At 42.5% G+C, this 16502-nt stretch carries 13 protein-coding genes; 5 read left to right on the forward strand and 8 right to left on the reverse strand.

All coding sequences use genetic code 11. From position 1 onward, the window contains the following. Positions 1–55: 55 nt before the first annotated feature. From GFB47_RS13805 to nrdD, 3 genes are all read right to left on the reverse strand, one after another. Positions 56–1240 (reverse strand): amino acid aminotransferase, encoded by a 1185-nt coding sequence (locus GFB47_RS13805; protein ID WP_153448620.1) that lies wholly within the window; start codon positions 1238–1240, stop codon positions 56–58. A gap of 191 nt (positions 1241–1431) precedes the next feature. Next, on the reverse strand, positions 1432–1905 hold the full coding sequence (gene nrdG, locus GFB47_RS13810; protein WP_153448621.1) for an anaerobic ribonucleoside-triphosphate reductase-activating protein: 474 nt from the start codon (positions 1903–1905) through the stop codon (positions 1432–1434). 140 nt (positions 1906–2045) lie between these two features. Continuing rightward, positions 2046–4184 (reverse strand): anaerobic ribonucleoside-triphosphate reductase, encoded by a 2139-nt coding sequence (gene nrdD / locus GFB47_RS13815; protein WP_153448622.1) that lies wholly within the window; start codon positions 4182–4184, stop codon positions 2046–2048. Positions 4185–4493: 309 nt separating this feature from the next. On the opposite strand from nrdD, the gene GFB47_RS13820 reads away from it, so the two are divergent. Continuing rightward, entirely contained in the window at positions 4494–5420 is a 927-nt protein-coding gene (locus GFB47_RS13820) for an endonuclease/exonuclease/phosphatase family protein (protein WP_153448623.1), read from the forward strand. 19 nt (positions 5421–5439) lie between these two features. Here the strand turns inward: GFB47_RS13820 and GFB47_RS13825 are convergent, their stop codons facing one another. The 3 genes from GFB47_RS13825 to GFB47_RS13835 form a co-directional block, all read right to left on the reverse strand. Further along, complete coding sequence (locus GFB47_RS13825; RefSeq protein ID WP_153448624.1) at positions 5440–6993, reverse strand: NAD(P)-binding protein; 1554 nt, start codon at positions 6991–6993, stop codon at positions 5440–5442. Between the two features lie 488 nt (positions 6994–7481). Beyond that, complete coding sequence (locus GFB47_RS13830; RefSeq protein ID WP_153448625.1) at positions 7482–10022, reverse strand: ABC transporter permease; 2541 nt, start codon at positions 10020–10022, stop codon at positions 7482–7484. After that, positions 10022–10816 carry an ABC transporter ATP-binding protein gene (locus GFB47_RS13835; protein ID WP_153448626.1) on the reverse strand — a complete coding sequence of 265 codons (795 nt, stop codon included), beginning with the start codon at positions 10814–10816 and terminating at the stop codon, positions 10022–10024. The genes GFB47_RS13830 and GFB47_RS13835 overlap by 1 nt, the downstream gene beginning before the upstream one ends. Positions 10817–10841: 25 nt before the next feature. Here GFB47_RS13835 and GFB47_RS13840 point away from each other — a divergent pair, with 25 nt between their 5' ends. Together GFB47_RS13840 and fabV are read left to right on the forward strand one after the other, a co-directional pair. Continuing rightward, on the forward strand, positions 10842–11441 hold the full coding sequence (locus GFB47_RS13840) for an arylesterase (RefSeq protein ID WP_407701711.1): 600 nt from the start codon (positions 10842–10844) through the stop codon (positions 11439–11441). Positions 11442–11766: 325 nt separating this feature from the next. Then, positions 11767–12987, forward strand: coding sequence for an enoyl-ACP reductase FabV (gene fabV, locus GFB47_RS13845; RefSeq protein ID WP_153448628.1), 1221 nt, complete (start codon positions 11767–11769; stop codon positions 12985–12987). A gap of 298 nt (positions 12988–13285) precedes the next feature. Here fabV and GFB47_RS13850 read toward each other — a convergent pair whose 3' ends face one another. Further along, positions 13286–13573 carry a type II toxin-antitoxin system RelE/ParE family toxin gene (locus GFB47_RS13850; RefSeq protein ID WP_153449014.1) on the reverse strand — a complete coding sequence of 96 codons (288 nt, stop codon included), beginning with the start codon at positions 13571–13573 and terminating at the stop codon, positions 13286–13288. After that, the gene (locus GFB47_RS13855) at positions 13573–13851 is read right to left on the reverse strand and encodes a type II toxin-antitoxin system Phd/YefM family antitoxin (protein WP_178306520.1); all 279 of its coding nucleotides are present in this window, start codon (positions 13849–13851) and stop codon (positions 13573–13575) included. Before GFB47_RS13855 ends, GFB47_RS13850 begins: the two co-directional genes overlap by 1 nt. A gap of 254 nt (positions 13852–14105) precedes the next feature. Here GFB47_RS13855 and GFB47_RS13860 point away from each other — a divergent pair, with 254 nt between their 5' ends. Both GFB47_RS13860 and GFB47_RS13865 read left to right on the forward strand, forming a co-directional pair. Then, positions 14106–15761 (forward strand): ABC-ATPase domain-containing protein, encoded by a 1656-nt coding sequence (locus GFB47_RS13860; protein ID WP_153448629.1) that lies wholly within the window; start codon positions 14106–14108, stop codon positions 15759–15761. Between the two features lie 238 nt (positions 15762–15999). Further along, a complete protein-coding gene (locus GFB47_RS13865; protein ID WP_153448630.1) occupies positions 16000–16500 on the forward strand; it encodes a YgjP-like metallopeptidase domain-containing protein in 501 nt (166 codons plus the stop codon). Positions 16501–16502: the final 2 nt, after the last annotated feature.

The raw sequence follows: 16502 nt of genomic DNA on the forward strand, positions 1-16502 counted from the left end.
CGTCATCATTATTTAGATTTATAGGATTCATTATACACGTTTTTTGGATGTATGATTATCTTGCTAATGTTGCAATCGCGTTAGCAACATACTCTATGTCTTTTTCTTGCAAGCCTGCAATGTTAATACGACCATCACCTACGCCATAAATTCCATAGTCTTCACGCAATTGCAGCATTTGTTGTGATGAAAATCCTAACACAGTGAACATGCCTTTGTGTGACTTTATGAAGTCAAATTGATCCATATTGTGCGTCGTGTTCAATTCTTGGCACAGAGCGGTGCGTAAACCGACCAATCGTTGCTGCATCACCACTAATTCTTGTTTCCAGGTGTGAGTTAAATCGGCATCGGTTAACACGGTTGCGACCAAATCTGCGCCATGATCAGGTGGCATGGTGTAAGTTGAGCGCGCCAAAGTCATTAATTTTCCTTTGGCATTATCGGTGTGCTGTTGGTTCTTTCCTACCACAATCGCTGCGCCTGTACGCTCACGGTATAAACCAAAGTTTTTAGAACAAGACGCGGTGATCAGCATCTCTTCAACATTATCTGCCATAAATTTCACCCCCGCGACATCTTGTTCAAGTCCATCGCCAAATCCTTGATAAGCAATGTCCACAAACGGAGTAAAACCATTTTTATGCGCCAGCTCGGTGATCGCTTTCCAGTCACTCAAGCTAATATCCGCGCCCGTTGGGTTATGGCAACAACCATGCAGCAGTACCACATCATTTTTACCCGCGCATGATAGATCTTGCAGCATTTTTTGGGAGTCAACTTGACGCGTTTGAGGATCGAAATATTGGTAATAACGCACCTTTAAGCCCGCCGCTTCCATCACTGGGCGATGGTTAACATAACTTGGGTTCGAAATCCAAACGGTAGTATCCGGTTGTGCCACCTTGATTAAGTCGCCCAACATACGTAATGCGCCGCTGGCTCCGGGGGTTTGAATGGCTGACACGCGAGAATAAGCCGAAGTATCTTTGACAATCAGATCGATCATGCATTGGTTAAATACTTCGTTACCGGCAAGACCAACATACGCTTTGCTGGTTTGTTGTTCGGTTTGGCGTTGTTGAGCTTGTTTAACCGCTGCCATGATCGGTGTTTGGCCTTGGCTATTTTTATAAACGCCAATACCCAAATCGACCTTTTCAGCGCGAGGATCGGCGCGATAGGCAATTGAAAGCGATAAAATAGGATCTGCTTGAGGCGCAGTAAGATGAGATAACATAAGACACAACCCTGTGAAATGATACAATTAGTGTCAAATTACCATTGGCACAAAAAAAAATCGATGAGAATTTAACTCTCATCGATTTTTTTAATAACGATTAACAATACTTAGCAACGAGACTTCATACGGCTTGCCTTACCTATAACGCTTTTCTCGAACAAAATTGAATCACTAAAGATCAAGTGCGCCTAATCTAGCTCACTAAAGTAGTGAATAACCTGATTAGCACTGCCCTTCCAGTTCAAACTTGGATCGGCTAATTCTTGTTCAAACTTACCATCCACCAGCACATCCACCAATGCCACAACTTGTTGTTGTTTAGCATTCAACTCTGCCAGTGTATATCCACTCCACATCCAGACATCTTTGCCGACACATTCTTTACGAACACGCTGCAATAGTGCCAAGACATCATCAAGATTATCAGGATGAAGTGGATCGCCGCCAGAAAGTGATAATCCGCGGCGCTTTATTCGAGTATCAAGCAGATCTCGAATAATCGTGTCTTGATTTTCTTGGGTGAATAACGACCCCGAACTCGGTGACCAAGTTGACTGGTTATAACATCCTTTACATTGATGGACACAACCAGACACAAACAAGGTACAACGCGTACCTGGGCCATTGATCACATCAATGGGATAATATTGAGAAATATTCATTCACTTCCAAATCCAAAATAACACCACTAAAACAACAAACGCAGCTTAAGGACTTATGCTGCGTTTGGTCTTAGATTTTTCTGTCTATAGCCTAAATAATGAAGTCAACGAAGCTGTAGCTTCAAGTATGACGGGTATAATTATAAATGCTTAACTCGGCGCTTTACTTCTTCCTGCTTACCATCATTAAATGGACGAGCGTCAGGGCTGCCTAAATAACCACAAACTCTACGAGTGACCGATACTTTGGTTGAATCGTGATTACCACATTTCGGACAAGTAAAGCCTTTGCTAGTACATTCAAACTCACCGGTATAGCCGCACTCATAACACTCATCAATTGGAGTATTGGTACCGTAATAAGGCACGCGGTTATAGCTGTAATCCCATACGTTTTCGAGTGCTTCAACGTTATGTTGCATATTTGGGAATTCGCCATAACAAATAAAGCCACCGCTAGAGACTTCTGGATATGGCATTTCAAAGTCAATTTTATCGTATGGGTTAACGGTTTTTTGCACATCTAAGTGGAAACTGTTGGTGTAGTAACCTTTATCGGTTACGCCATCAATGACACCAAATTGTTTGGCATCTAAACGGCAGAATCGATTACATAAATTCTCACTTGGCGTCGCATACAAGCTAAAACCATAACCGCTTTCTTTCGTCCAGCGATCAACTGTATCTTTTAAGCGATTGACGATGCGCAGCATTTTTAGACGCATTTTTTCATCGTCGTATAAGTGCTTTTCTGTACCAAACAATGCGGTAGCGGTTTCATGTAAACCGATATAACCCAGCGAAATCGAAGCACGACCATGTTTGAAAATCTCGGCAACGTTGTCATCGGCTTTTAGACGAACGCCACATGCCCCTTCCATATATAAAATCGGTGCAACACGAGCTTTAACATTTTCTAAACGTTGAATACGAGTGTCTAATGCGCGCTTCGCTAATACTAATTTGCTTTCTAAGATGTTGTAGAATTCGTCTTCACTGCCATGAGCTTCAATCGCGATACGTGGCAAGTTTAAGCTCACAACCCCGATATTATTCCGACCATCGTGGATCAACTCGCCATTTTCTTCATAAGTACCAAGGAAACTACGACAGCCCATTGGGGTTTTAAACGAACCGGTCACTTCCACAACTTTGTCGTAGTTAAGAATATCTGGGTACATACGTTTGGTAGCACATTCAAGCGCCAGTTGCTTAACATCGTAATGCGGATCGCTTGGTTTATGGTTTAAGCCATCGCGGATCGCAAATACAAGCTTTGGAAATACAGCCGTTTTACGATTTTTACCTAAACCCGCAATACGGTTACGCAAAATAGATTGTTGGATCAGTTTACTGGCCCAGCTTTCGCCTAAACCAAAACCAAAGGTCACAAAAGGCGTTTGGCCATTCGCGGTATGCAGTGTATTGACTTCATACTCCAAAGATTGGAAAGCGTCGTAACATTCTTTTTCGGTTTGTTTACGGGCAAACTCTTGTGGATTAGGAATATCCCACTGTTGCGCCAGCTTCAATTGCTTAGCATGGCTAGCATGAACATACGGTTCTAGAATTTCATCAATGCGGTTAATGGTGGTGCCGCCATAAATATGACTGGCCACTTGAGCAATGATTTGCGCGGTCACTGCGGTTGCGGTTGAAATGGACTTTGGGGTGTCAATTTCAGCGTTACCCATTTTAAAGCCGCCCGTCAGCATGCCTTTTAGATCGATCAACATACAGTTGAACATTGGGAAGAACGGCGCGTAATCAAGATCATGATAATGAATATCACCCACTTCATGCGCCGTTACAATGTCACGCGGAAGAATGTGCTGTTTCGCATAATGTTTGGCCACGATACCGGCGAGAAGATCACGTTGAGTTGGGATCACCTTGCCATCTTTATTGGCATTCTCATTTAAAATGTCAGTATTGTTTTGCTCGATCAATCCGTCAATTTCTTTGGTCAAAGCGCTGGTTTTTTCACGCGAAATATCACGATCATGACGATATTCAATATAAGCGCGTGCCAACCCTTTATACGAGCCTTGCATCAGTTCATTTTCGACTAATGTTTGGATTTCTTCTATGTGTATGCCTTGCAGATCTGGATGACACTGAGCCGTCAGTTTGGTTTCAACATTTTGAGCAACAGACTGGGCATAATCTTTCAATGCTTGATCGGACTGTTCCGCCGCGCTTTCTACCGCAGCAACAATACGATCTTGTTGAAATGGCACTTTTGCCCCATCTCTTTTTATTACGATTAATTTAGTCATCAAAACGTTCTTCCTACTGACAAATTCATTATATAGGGTTAAAAACCAACCAAGACACAATATATGGTGCACATTATCGATTTTACACCAAATGAGCTCTTGATTTAGATCAATAAAAGGATGGGTGCGATGAAGATCAATACGATCTTGGTGTTCAAGATCGCGGTCAAGGATGAAAACGCTTTTATTTCAAATTACATACTATTTTATGCGTCACTTAGTCGCTAAACTTAGGTCAATAAATAGTAATTTACCACACTCAAAATAACCTAAATAGCAACTACTATTTTCAGTTTTTAAAGGACTAAAATGCGAAATTTCACCGCTCCAATGCTTGCTTTGGTTTTGTCTGGTTTTTGTGGTTTCTTTGCGCCGACGGTGCAGGCAAATGACTTAAATGTGGCGACTTGGAACTTAGAATGGCTCACGACCAAGCCCAGCCGAAGTATTCCTCAAAGTAAACGCTCTTCGCAAGACTTCGCCCGACTCAATGACAAGTTTGTTGCGATTCAAGCCGATATTTTAGCTTTTCAAGAAGTCGATTCAAAAGCGGCCATCAAAAAAGTGGTGGGGCCTTTTTATCACATCTATCTCTCCGATAGATCTTGGTCATCGAACAAATCCAAGCAATTCTCCGGTGTCAATCAATACACAGGTTTGGCTATTTCTAAAAAATGGAAAGTGAGTGATCCGCGCGATCTGATCATGTCACCCAATTCAAAATTGCGTTTTGGCACTTATGTGGTGTTAAAACGGATCGGTGAGCCTAACGTGCACTTGTTATCGGTTCATTTAAAGCAAGGTTGTATTGGCAAGAAATCGCGCAGTAAAAATTGCAGTCAGTTAAGTCAACAAGGTAAGAAACTTAATCAATGGATGCAAACCCGACTTAACAATAAAGAAGCGTTTATTGTGATGGGCGATTTTAATCACAACCTCTCCTTTCACGGAAATTCATCGAAAAATGATTGGTTATGGTTAACGTTGAATAAAGGTATTGAAAGACAAGTTGAATTGGTAACCGCCACCACAGATGCATTTTGTCAGGTGAAATCGAGAAATGATCCTAATGAGCTGTATCGCTACCCAAGCTTGATTGACCATATTATCATCAGCAAACCGGGGCGCGCCTCGCAAGGTAAACAGGTATTGTTTAGCCGAGAAGAAGCGCTATATCATCATTTAAGTGATCACTGCCCTGTTGCGAGCACGGTCGATATCCGTCAAATCGATTAGATACGGCACAGTATGTTGACTAATCATCTCGATTGACACCACCAATATCGGCTAATGCGGTTGGGTAATGCCTTTGCTGTGCTAATTGGAATGCTTTGCTTAATACTTGGCGAAGCTCTAATCGTGCGGACACGGGATCACGCGCAATTGAATCTGAAGCACTCAAATAGCCTTTATTATATAACTCTGCTTCAACTTGTTTCGCCGCTTCAATCGCCGATGACGCTTTTACTATCTCTAAACGTGCATAGTTATCTCCCACAAACGACACACTTGCCGCGCGTAAGGAAATATCACTTCCCGGAACTTGTTGTGCGCCAAATAGTGGTTTTCCGCCGACAGTGGCGCTCGCAAAGCTTGGAATAAACTGCGCCATGTGAGCTATGGCTTTATTGGTACGCTCAATTTGTTGTCTCTCATCCCAACCACGGATCATTTTATTGATCAAATAGGCCGGTAGTTTAGGTTGAGAACTTTCTGCGGTCGATTTAGCCACCCCATCACTAAACAAGGTGATGTCTTCCGTCATCCCGTGCAGTTGAAAATAGCCGTCGGGATACGGTGTTAATTGTGCCATACCTTGCGGGGTTCCACGCTCACCATGAAAAATCACCTCTGGCCACATGCCATCATGCTCTAACCAACGAGACACATAGGCCGCTTTAAATTCGACTAAGCGTGAACGTGGTGCTTTGATCCAATCATCGACCGTGCCAGTTTGATAGCCGGAAGCATTAATCAAATAATCAACTTCAACACTGCGGCTGTGATCCCCCATCCCACTGGTTGGTGAAACGGACGGTTGAAAATGGATATTCCACTTGGTTTTATTGTCTGCATTCCCTTTACCGTCTACATTCGCTTTAACGTCTGCATCGGTTTTAATGTCTGAATTGGTTTTACCATCTGAATAGCAGGATTCATTAACCCCAGTGACGGTGGTATCGGTGTAAACATGACAATTGGGCAGTTGTTGCAGCGAAATGTTCACCGTGGCAGATAAACGAAACACACTTAAGCCATATTCTTGCACCAGCACTACCGGAAACTTCAGGGTATTTAAATCCACTTGTTTGGCAAACGGGATCATCCATTCATCTAAACTTGCTTCACTGATATCATCAGGTTTTGGCACCGCTTGTTTCGCTAACCTTTCAAGATCGTGTTTGGAATATAATTGATAGTAATGATCAGGGTCTCCCAACACTTGATTAGACCGATCGCTCGCCACTAATTGATGGTAAGCCTGTTTGATCACTTCTAAACGCGGCAGTAAATCTTCTGGTTGGCCTTTATCTTGTTTAGGCACGGCAATTACGGTCGGACGTACATTTAAGGTATGACGATATAACTTGACCGTTTCAATTGATTCTTGCAGTAATTGGACACACTGCTGTTGGGAGATCTCTCGATATAAGTTGCCACCCGCATGCAAGTGACAAATCGGTGGACCATCAACCAAGCTTGGTCCACGCTCAAAAATGGAAACGTCTAATCCCAATTCAGCAAAATGCAAGGCGGCGGTTGCCCCTGCAATTCCACCACCAATAATACCAATATGAGGTGCTGACATAGTGTGTTTGATAATCCTAAAGTCATACCTATTTAACTAGGTATATAATCCATAACGAGGACGAGATATTGGTTAAAAACATAATGGCTGGGATGTCAGCCTAAAAGATTTTTTAGCAAAACGAATAAACAAAAATATCATGCTATTTTTAAGCTAGAAACCACGATTTTTTGCAAAAACCGCCCTTAAAACAACCAGCATAATGCAATATTACAGCAGGTTGTAAACTCCTGTGATTACCCTATCATTTTGGTCAGTTTTTTCGAGCAAAATTTGAAAACTTGTCTACTTTTTTTATGAAAAATAACGCAAATATAGCTTGACTCAATCTATTCACTTTTTTGATTTTTAATAAATGTGTATAACCAAATTTCGCTAACAATGACAGCACGTGGCTTTCAAGCCGACCCCCTCAAAAGTACCTGTGAGTTATCCCAATATTTATCCACCGTTTTTGTGGATAACTCACAAACTATTCCACAAAGCAGTTAATCGTTTACTTTATTCATAGGCACCAACAATTGGCTGATCAGTGTTTTCAGCACCAAAGCTAAAGTAACAAAAGCCAATGCTGGCAGACTGAACCACAACCCCCAATGCCAAGTAGGTTCTAACTCAAATCCCCATTTCATGATGCTGGCGACACTTGCTTCTGCCCCAACACAGGCCACTAAACCGGCAATCAATGCCATGATGCCGTATTCATACCAAACAGTGCGGTTAATACGTTTACGACTGGCACCTAAAGTTCGATATAAGCGGATTTCTTGCTGACGTTGCGACAAGCTCAACCGCAACAAAGTAAAGATCAGCAACAATCCTGCGACTACCCCTAACCCCGCCAATACAGTGATCGACCAAACAATTTGAGTCAGTAGCACTTGGATTTTCCCCGCCATGGTTCGAATGTCCATCAAACTCACAGTTGGGTAATCGCGCGATAATGTATTTAAGAATAAATTGCCATCGAGCTGCTCAGTTTCAACCTCCATGTTTTTGCTTTGAGGCGCTTTAAAACTCACAAGCCAAGTACCAGCAATATCTTTTAAAACATCAGGGGTGAAAATAAAGTAAAAATTGGGCTTCATTTCACGCCAATGCACTTTTCGAATCGTATTCACCTTAGCGCTAACGGTTTGACTGCTGATCACAAATGACACGGTATCGCCAATTTTTAAGCCCAAGTCATCAGCAACACCGGACTCAACTGACACACTGCCTGATTCACCCCATGTGCCTTCGAGCAAATCATTACTTTGCGGCAATGAATCGGCCCAAGTAAAGTTTAACTCGCGGCGCAGAGAATCACTCTTATCTTCACCATGGGCATATTCTTTCGCGTCAACGCCATTGATCTGACTAATGCGGCCTCGAATGATCGGATAGGCTTGCGAGCGGATCAACTTCGCCTGATCTAACTGTTGTAGATAGGCGTCTTTTTCATGATCGGCAATATTAAGAGCAAACACATTCGGCGCATCGGGCGGCAGAGTTTGTTGCCAGTCACTGAGTAAATCATTGCGTACCAACCAAATCATAGCAATCAACATTAATGATAAGGCTAATGCCCCAAATTGAATGCCACTGGCAAGCGAGGAGCGATTAATCCGACTTAATGCCAACTTTAACGCCGGTGTGGCGGGTAATCGTTGTAATAAGCGAGCTACCCCAAGGCTAATGATCGCCAGCAATACAAACAGTACCATAATACTGGCAAGCACCATCCACACTAAAACATTACTGCCATACGCAAGCATTAATAACACGAATGGCAGTAATACTAAGCTCCATGCTTTTTTCGATATTTTGGCCGCTGAGTCTTGCATAACAGACGCGGCAGAGGTGTTAAGTAAACCTAATAACGGGATCCCTAATGCTGGAATACCAATGGCAAGACAAGTACCGATAGAGAAAACCAACGGCATCCAGCCATAGCTTGGTAGCGGATCTGGCAATACGTCGGTTAATGGAATGCGTAATAAAACTTCTAATATCACGCCAATCACCACCCCAAACACCATACCAATCACAAACAAACTGCCAATTTGCAATGACAGCCAACGGATCAGCCACTGTTTTTGTGCACCTAAACTTTTTAACATCACAATGGTTTGACGACGACTGGCAACATAATGCTGACAGGTTAACACTAAGGTGATCGCCGCCATGACAATCACAATCGCCACCGTTAATGATAAATATTGTTTTGTCCGCTCAAAAACTTCCGAGGTACGGCTCTGTGAATCTTGATCGATCCAGCGATCGCTTGGGGTCAGTTCAATCTGCTTCTTAAGTGCGTCTATTTGGTTTTGTGAGGCGTTAATAAATAAGCGAAAGCTGACGCGACTCCCGACTTGCACCGCGCCCGTTTTGGCTACATCCGATTGATGAATATACACACTGGGCATTTGCTGGAACGGATTAAAGGCTAAACCAGGCTCTTGTAACACCTGCCCTGACACCTTGAAATCGGCATCGCCAATCGTGACATTGTCACCAATTTTAACTTGCAGTTGATCCATTACCCGAGGTTCAAGCCACAATTGATTGTTATTAACATGATTTGAAATCGAGTTATCGCCTTGTGAGACTGATTTTGGTTGTGATGCTTGTTTCTTTTGTGCTCTTTTTTTTCCTTGCAATAACATTTCACCACGTAATGGATAAGCCGAATCCACCGCTTTCACCGTCACTAATTGCATACTGTTGTCACTAAATGCCATGGTGGAAAAACGGGTTAAAGTCGCGGTTTGAACCGATTTTTTCGCAACATCATCTAGTAACGTTTGCGGCAAAGGATTGGATGAACGAAAAACAGTGTCAGCAGTTAAAGCATTTTTACCTTGGTTCATCACCACTTGATCGAGCCTATCGGCTAAGGCTGCAAGTCCAAACACACAAGCAATGATCAAAGTAAGCGCCATCGCCACTGGCCATAATTGACCATGCTTGATTTCGCGCCAACTCCACTTTAATAAGGCCTTATTAGGCAGAGACCCCGTGTTCGCGGAGTGATGAGAATTACCCATTATTCGCCTCCAGTGGTTTTTTCTTCTAAATATCCCGCTTGCATCTGGAAAATACGATCGCAACGCTGCGCCAGTTCATTATCATGCGTCACCAACACTAATGTGGTGCCATGCGCCTGATTCAATTCAAATAGTTGCTCAATAATTTTAGTGGCAGTGATCTGATCTAAATTACCGGTCGGTTCATCGGCAAACAAAATTTGAGGTTTGATCATAAATGCACGAGCCAATGCAACCCGTTGCTGCTCACCACCCGATAATTGGCTTGGAGTATGATGTATACGAGCCTCAAGCCCGACTTCAGTTAACAATGCAGTCGCACGTTGAATGTCTTCTTTCTCACCTTTTAACAAACAAGGAAGCGTGACATTTTCTAATGCCGATAATGTGGGAATAAGCAAAAAACTTTGAAACACAAAACCAATTGCATCACTTCGAAGCGCCGCTCTGGCTTCATCATCTAAACTCGATAACGGTTTCCCCAGTAAACTGATCTCGCCGCTGGTGGCGGTATCTAGCCCTGCCAGCAAGGTCATTAAGGTCGATTTTCCTGCGCCAGAAGTCCCCACTAATGCCACACTTTCCCCTGCATTAATGCTCAGCGTTACTTGGTGTAAAATCGTGAGTTGCTCTTGTTTGGTGCTGACAACTTTTGCAACGTTTTGCGCCGTGATCACCGCTACCTTTTTAGGATCTGACGCGGTAGACTCAGAGTTAAGAGTCGATGCCTGATTGATTGATGTTTGAGTAGTCGATGTTGTTGCAGATGAATGAACGATAGGTGATTGAGACATGATGAGAATATTCTCCTTAATGATAATGCTGTGTGTAACATCCTTAACACAGATAAATATGGCGCAAGCAAGCCAACAAAATCCAACGATTTTAATCTTGGGCGATAGCTTAAGTGCTGGCTATCAAATGGCAATCGAGCAAAGTTGGCCGTCATTATTACCGAAAGAATTAAAAACCAAAGGCATTAACGCCACGGTGATAAATGGCAGTATCTCTGGTGATACATCGGGTAACGGATTAGCTCGCCTGCCGGCATTATTATCACAACATAACCCAGATTGGGTGGTGATCGAATTAGGCGCTAATGATGGGTTAAGAGGCTTTCCCCCCGCGACCATCAGCCAAAACCTCACTCAAATAATCAAATTAAGCCAAGGTTCCGGTAGCCAAGTAGCATTAATGCAAATTATGGTTCCGCCGAACTATGGTAAACGTTATACCCAAGCTTTCTCTAATTTATACCCTGAATTGGCCAAACAACAAAACATCCCTTTGTTACCATTTTTCTTACAAGATATGATCGTCAAACCTGAGTTAATGAAAAAAGATGGACTGCACCCAAAAGCCGAAGCACAACCGTGGATCGCCCAGTTTATGGCGGCTCAGCTGCAACCTATTCTATAAGTTCAGGTTAAAATGATCCAAGTTCACACAAATTTATAACAGTTATGCAAATCGTGACTTACGCCATATCAATGTGATATGGCGTTTCTTATTCATGATCTGAAACAATTTAATCACATTTATTCAAAAAAAATGCCCTTTATACCTGTTTGGCGCAATAAATTTATCGCTAAACCCTCCTATTCTAAATTTAGAACTTTTCTCATTACTTTTTCAAAGGTAACCAAATCGATTGAATTTACTGTTATTGAGCCGATCTCAATGATTTCACAAGCCGTAATTTCAATTCAAGATGGTTACACCAATTAGATAAATAGGATTTAACATGATCATTGAGCCCATCATTAAAGGCGTTGTTGCCCGTTCAGCTCATCCTTATGGTTGCGAAGCGGCAGTAAAACAACAAATCGAATTCGTAAAGCAAGCTGCTGCTATTAAAAATGGTCCTAAGCGTGTCTTGATTTTAGGCGCTTCATCGGGCTTTGGTTTGGCTTCTCGTATTGCCCTTGCGTTTGGTGGCAGTCAAGCCGATACCATTGGGGTGTCTTTTGAGCGTGGCCCATCAGAAAAAGGGGTCGGCACCGCAGGTTGGTACAATAATATCTTTTTCAAAAAAGAAGCCGAAAAAGAAGGTCGCATTGCGATTAATATCGTCGGCGATGCATTTGCCAAACAAACACGCGCCCAAGTGGTTGAAGCGATTGAAACTTACTTTGAAGGTGAAGTTGATCTGGTCATTTATAGTTTAGCGACTGGAATACGCCCAGATCATAAAACCGGAGAGAAATGGGTCTCCAGCATCAAACCAATCGGTGACAGCGTCACTGGTGCAAGCGTGTTATTAGAAGATGACTCATGGCATGAAAGCACGGTTGAAGCGGCAAGCGATGCTGAAATTGAGTCAACCCTCAAAGTCATGGGCGGCTCCGATTGGGAAAGTTGGATTGACGATTTAATTAACAGTGAATCTTTGGCTGAAGGCTGTAAAACCGTGGCATTTTCCTACATTGGCAGTGAGATCACCGCCCCTATTTATCGCGATGGCACGCTAGGTTGGGCCAAAGTCGATTTACATCAAGCCAGTCATTCTTTGAACTTAAAAATGAGCAACTTTAATGGTTCTGCGCACGCCAGTGTGTGTAAGGCATTAGTGACTAAAGCCAGTGTCTTTATCCCTACTTTAACGCCTTATTTGATTGCGCTGTATAAAGTGATGAAAGAAAACGGTACTCATGAAGGTTGTATTGAACAAATGCAGCGCTTGTTTACCACCAAACTTTATAATCATGCGCTAGATGGAGATGTCCAACATGATATTCCGGTTGATGCCGAACGCTTGATCCGCATCGATGATTGGGAACTAGATGGCGCCACTCAAGCGCAAGTTAAAGCCATCGTAGACAATATGACTGCGGATAACTTTAAACAAATTGGCGACTATCAAGGCCTTAAAAAAGAATTTATGCAAATCAATGGTTTTGATTTTGATAATGTCGATTACAACCAAGATATTAGTATTGATGAATTACAAGCATTGGTGGACTAAGTTTTACATAATTTTTCTGACAAGGCATAAGTACGCTCGAGAAAGAGTCGAACAAGTTCCAGTTCGACTCTGAGCGACACTTGCCTGAGGATACTATCCTCTGATCAAAAATTTGGATTTTTCATGTTAGGCGCATAACACTTTCCAAGATGAAAGAGATGACCAGAAAGATTGATTAACTCGGGTATTGAAAATTAACACTACATTAAGTGGTTAACGGTGCGTGCAAAAATCAAGCAAAACTAGATCAGCACACTTTCGCGAAACCAACAGAACCTTTTTTGCTGGAAACTCCGTGTTAAAAATCGTTTTCAGTTAATATCTGACGACAATTACGAATCGTCAATACACGGAATTCCACACCTACACTGTAAATAATACGATAATAACCAAACAGAATTTCACGATAATTTGTGTGTGGCATTTCTGGAACCATTCGTCCCATTTCAGGCATAGTTCCAAGTGAATTTGTTTTGTCGAATACTTCATTTACCCATTTTTTAGCCGTTGCAGGGCTATCTAAAGCAATAAATTCAGCAGCATCACCAAGCTTTTCAAGAGCCAATGGAGACCAAACGACTTTCATCATTTAATACGCCCTAATACTTGATCTCGAGCCTCTTCGTTAGATACACCTAAGCCAGAAGCGAATTGAGCTTCTGCTGTTCGCAATTCTTCAAGTAACTCTATTTTTTCTTGCATTGCTTCATATTCAGCAACATCAAGTACAACAGCGACACCTTTACCGCGTTGAGTAATGACAAGAGGACGACGGGTTTCATTTATTTGCTTAATAAATGAGGTGACACCAGCACGAAATTCAGAAAGAGGCTGAATATCTTGATCGAAATGTATACGGCTCATATCAAACTCCAGAAGGTACAAAATAACGTACAAATAATAGTTCAATTGCATTTTTTGAGCAAGAATTCAATTTAGGTGCACTAACGCGTAACAAAAAAAGAATCCAATACCTACCCCTAATATCGACCAATTTACAATGATTTTGCCGTGTACACCGATGGGCTTTATATACTTAAGCTCTTCGCCTAAATCCCAATTCAGGTTATACTGAGCGGCTAAATTTTGCCTCATTATAAAAGTGAAACTGATAATCTATGGAAACCCTGATCTTCGCGCTGAAAAACATCGAAAAACAAAACTATCGTGCCTATCAACAAATCAAGGGACAATACGATTTTACTGACTTCGATCTTTTTATCGATACGGTTCAAGGCGACCCGCATGCCACCGCTTCTCGATTGCGAGCTAAACGAGCTTGGTCATTAACCGATCTCAAATGGTTACTAGAAGAATCAGAAGATTATCAACGTTCTGCGCGTGATTTCATTGCTCGCTATTTTTCCAAATTAGCGCAACCTGAAGCGACAGTTGATATTGCATTTAATGGCCAAACGATTTTAGATCACACCGCGGTATTATTCACTGAACAAGGAATTGAGCTGCGTTTTCGCGTCAATTTACCTGCCGATGGTCGTCAGATCTTAGGTAAAAAAGCGATTAACATTTTGACCTTCCACCTGCCAAAATTCATTCGCCGCGCCACTCTTGCGCGCGAAATTGATATCGAGGCATTAAAACGTCATTGCGAAATTGCCGAAGACCAAGCCGCGCTACGCAGTCAACTGGCCGCCAATAACTTAGTGGCATTTGTGGCCGATAACAGCGTTTTACCTCGCGTATCTGGCGATTGCGATTTACCGATGAAAGATGCCATCACTTTTAGCGCGCCAGATTCTTTAGCGGTCACCTTGCATACTCCGCATCGTGGTCATATCCGTGGTTTAGGTATTCCCAAAGGGATCACTTTGATTGTTGGTGGTGGTTATCATGGTAAATCGACCCTACTGACCGCGATTGAGCGCTCTATTTACGATCATATTCCTAGCGATGGACGTGAATATATTGTTACCGATCCACAAGCGATGAAGATCCGCGCCGAAGATGGTCGCAGTGTGCACAACTTAAATTTATCCAACTACATTAATCATCTGCCAATGGGCAAAGACACCAGTGATTTCTCGACTCAAGATGCTTCCGGTTCGACCTCACAAGCGGCGTGGTTACAAGAGTCCCTTGAAGCCGGCGCGACTACGATTTTGATTGATGAAGATACTTCCGCCACCAACTTTATGATCCGTGATGAACGTATGCAGGCATTAGTGGCAAAAGGCGATGAGCCTATTACCCCACTGGTGGATCGCATTGGTCAACTGCGCGATCAACAAGGCGTTTCATCGATCATCGTGATGGGCGGCTCGGGCGATTATTTTGATGTGGCCGACACCGTGATCCAAATGCACGACTACCAAGTACTAGATGTAACCACCAAAGCAAAGCAAGTTATTGAACAACACCCAAGCCAACGTAGCCATGAAGTTGAAGGCGAATTGGTGGTTCATCCTTCGCGTTCATTAAAAAATGGCTGCTTACAAAAGATCTTAGCCGAAGGTAAATTCCGTATTCAAGGCAAAGGCACTCACACCCTTCGCTTTGGTAAAGAGCACGTTAATCTTTCAGCGCTTGAGCAAATTGAATCGATTTGTGAATTAAACACCATAGGTTGGTTGTGGTTCTTGTTATCGCAGCAACAGGGTTGGAGTGAAAACCCTGCCCAAGCGTTCGAACAGTATCTAGCCGGTGACTGGCATCAAGCGTTACCAAATAATGGCGATTTAGCAAAACCAAGAACGCTCGATGTGATGGCGGCTCTTAACCGTTTACGCAAAGCACAATTTAAAGCTTCCGTTTAGATAAGCACATCGAATTGGCGTTGCTACTGTTAATACCTATTTCATTTTATTTTTGATCAATTTGAATACGCAAAAAAGACGCTGATCCGTCCTTGGTCGCTTGAGAAAAGGCCATCCATGGCCTTTGACACTTTTCTCTGTATTCAATTTTGAGCGATCATTAAATTGATGGAATGGGTATAATATGGCAATTAGCAATTAGCAACGTCAATCATCGACCAGATAAAAAGAACAGCCAATGAAAAACAATCCCTCGCTTAAATACCTACAAGGCTATCCGCAGCAAGTCTTAACTCAAGTCGACCAGCTGATCGCCAATGGTAAACTCGAATCGTGGGTGCAAACTAAATACCCTAAAATGCATGCTCTCAAAACAGAAAAAGCCCTGTATGAGTACACCATGCAAATTAAAAATCGTTACTTAAAAAAATCCTCGCCACTTTCTAAAGTCATTTACGATCCTAAAATTCATGTGGTTAATCATGCACTAGGTTTGCACACTTTTGTCTCGCGTAATCACGGCGGCAAACTAAAAGCTAAAAACGAGATCCGCATTGCATCGATTTTTAAAGATGCGCCCGAACCACTACTCAGAATGTTAGTGGTGCATGAACTGGCACACATCAAAGAAAAAGATCACAACAAAGCCTTCTATGCACTTTGTTGTCATATTGAGCCGGATTATCATCAACTCGAATTTGATGCTCGTCTATTTTTGACTTATAAAGAAATGGCCTAGCT

It is taken from the genome of Vibrio algicola, assembly GCF_009601765.2.
GTDB classification, from domain to species: Bacteria; Pseudomonadota; Gammaproteobacteria; order Enterobacterales; family Vibrionaceae; genus Vibrio; species Vibrio algicola.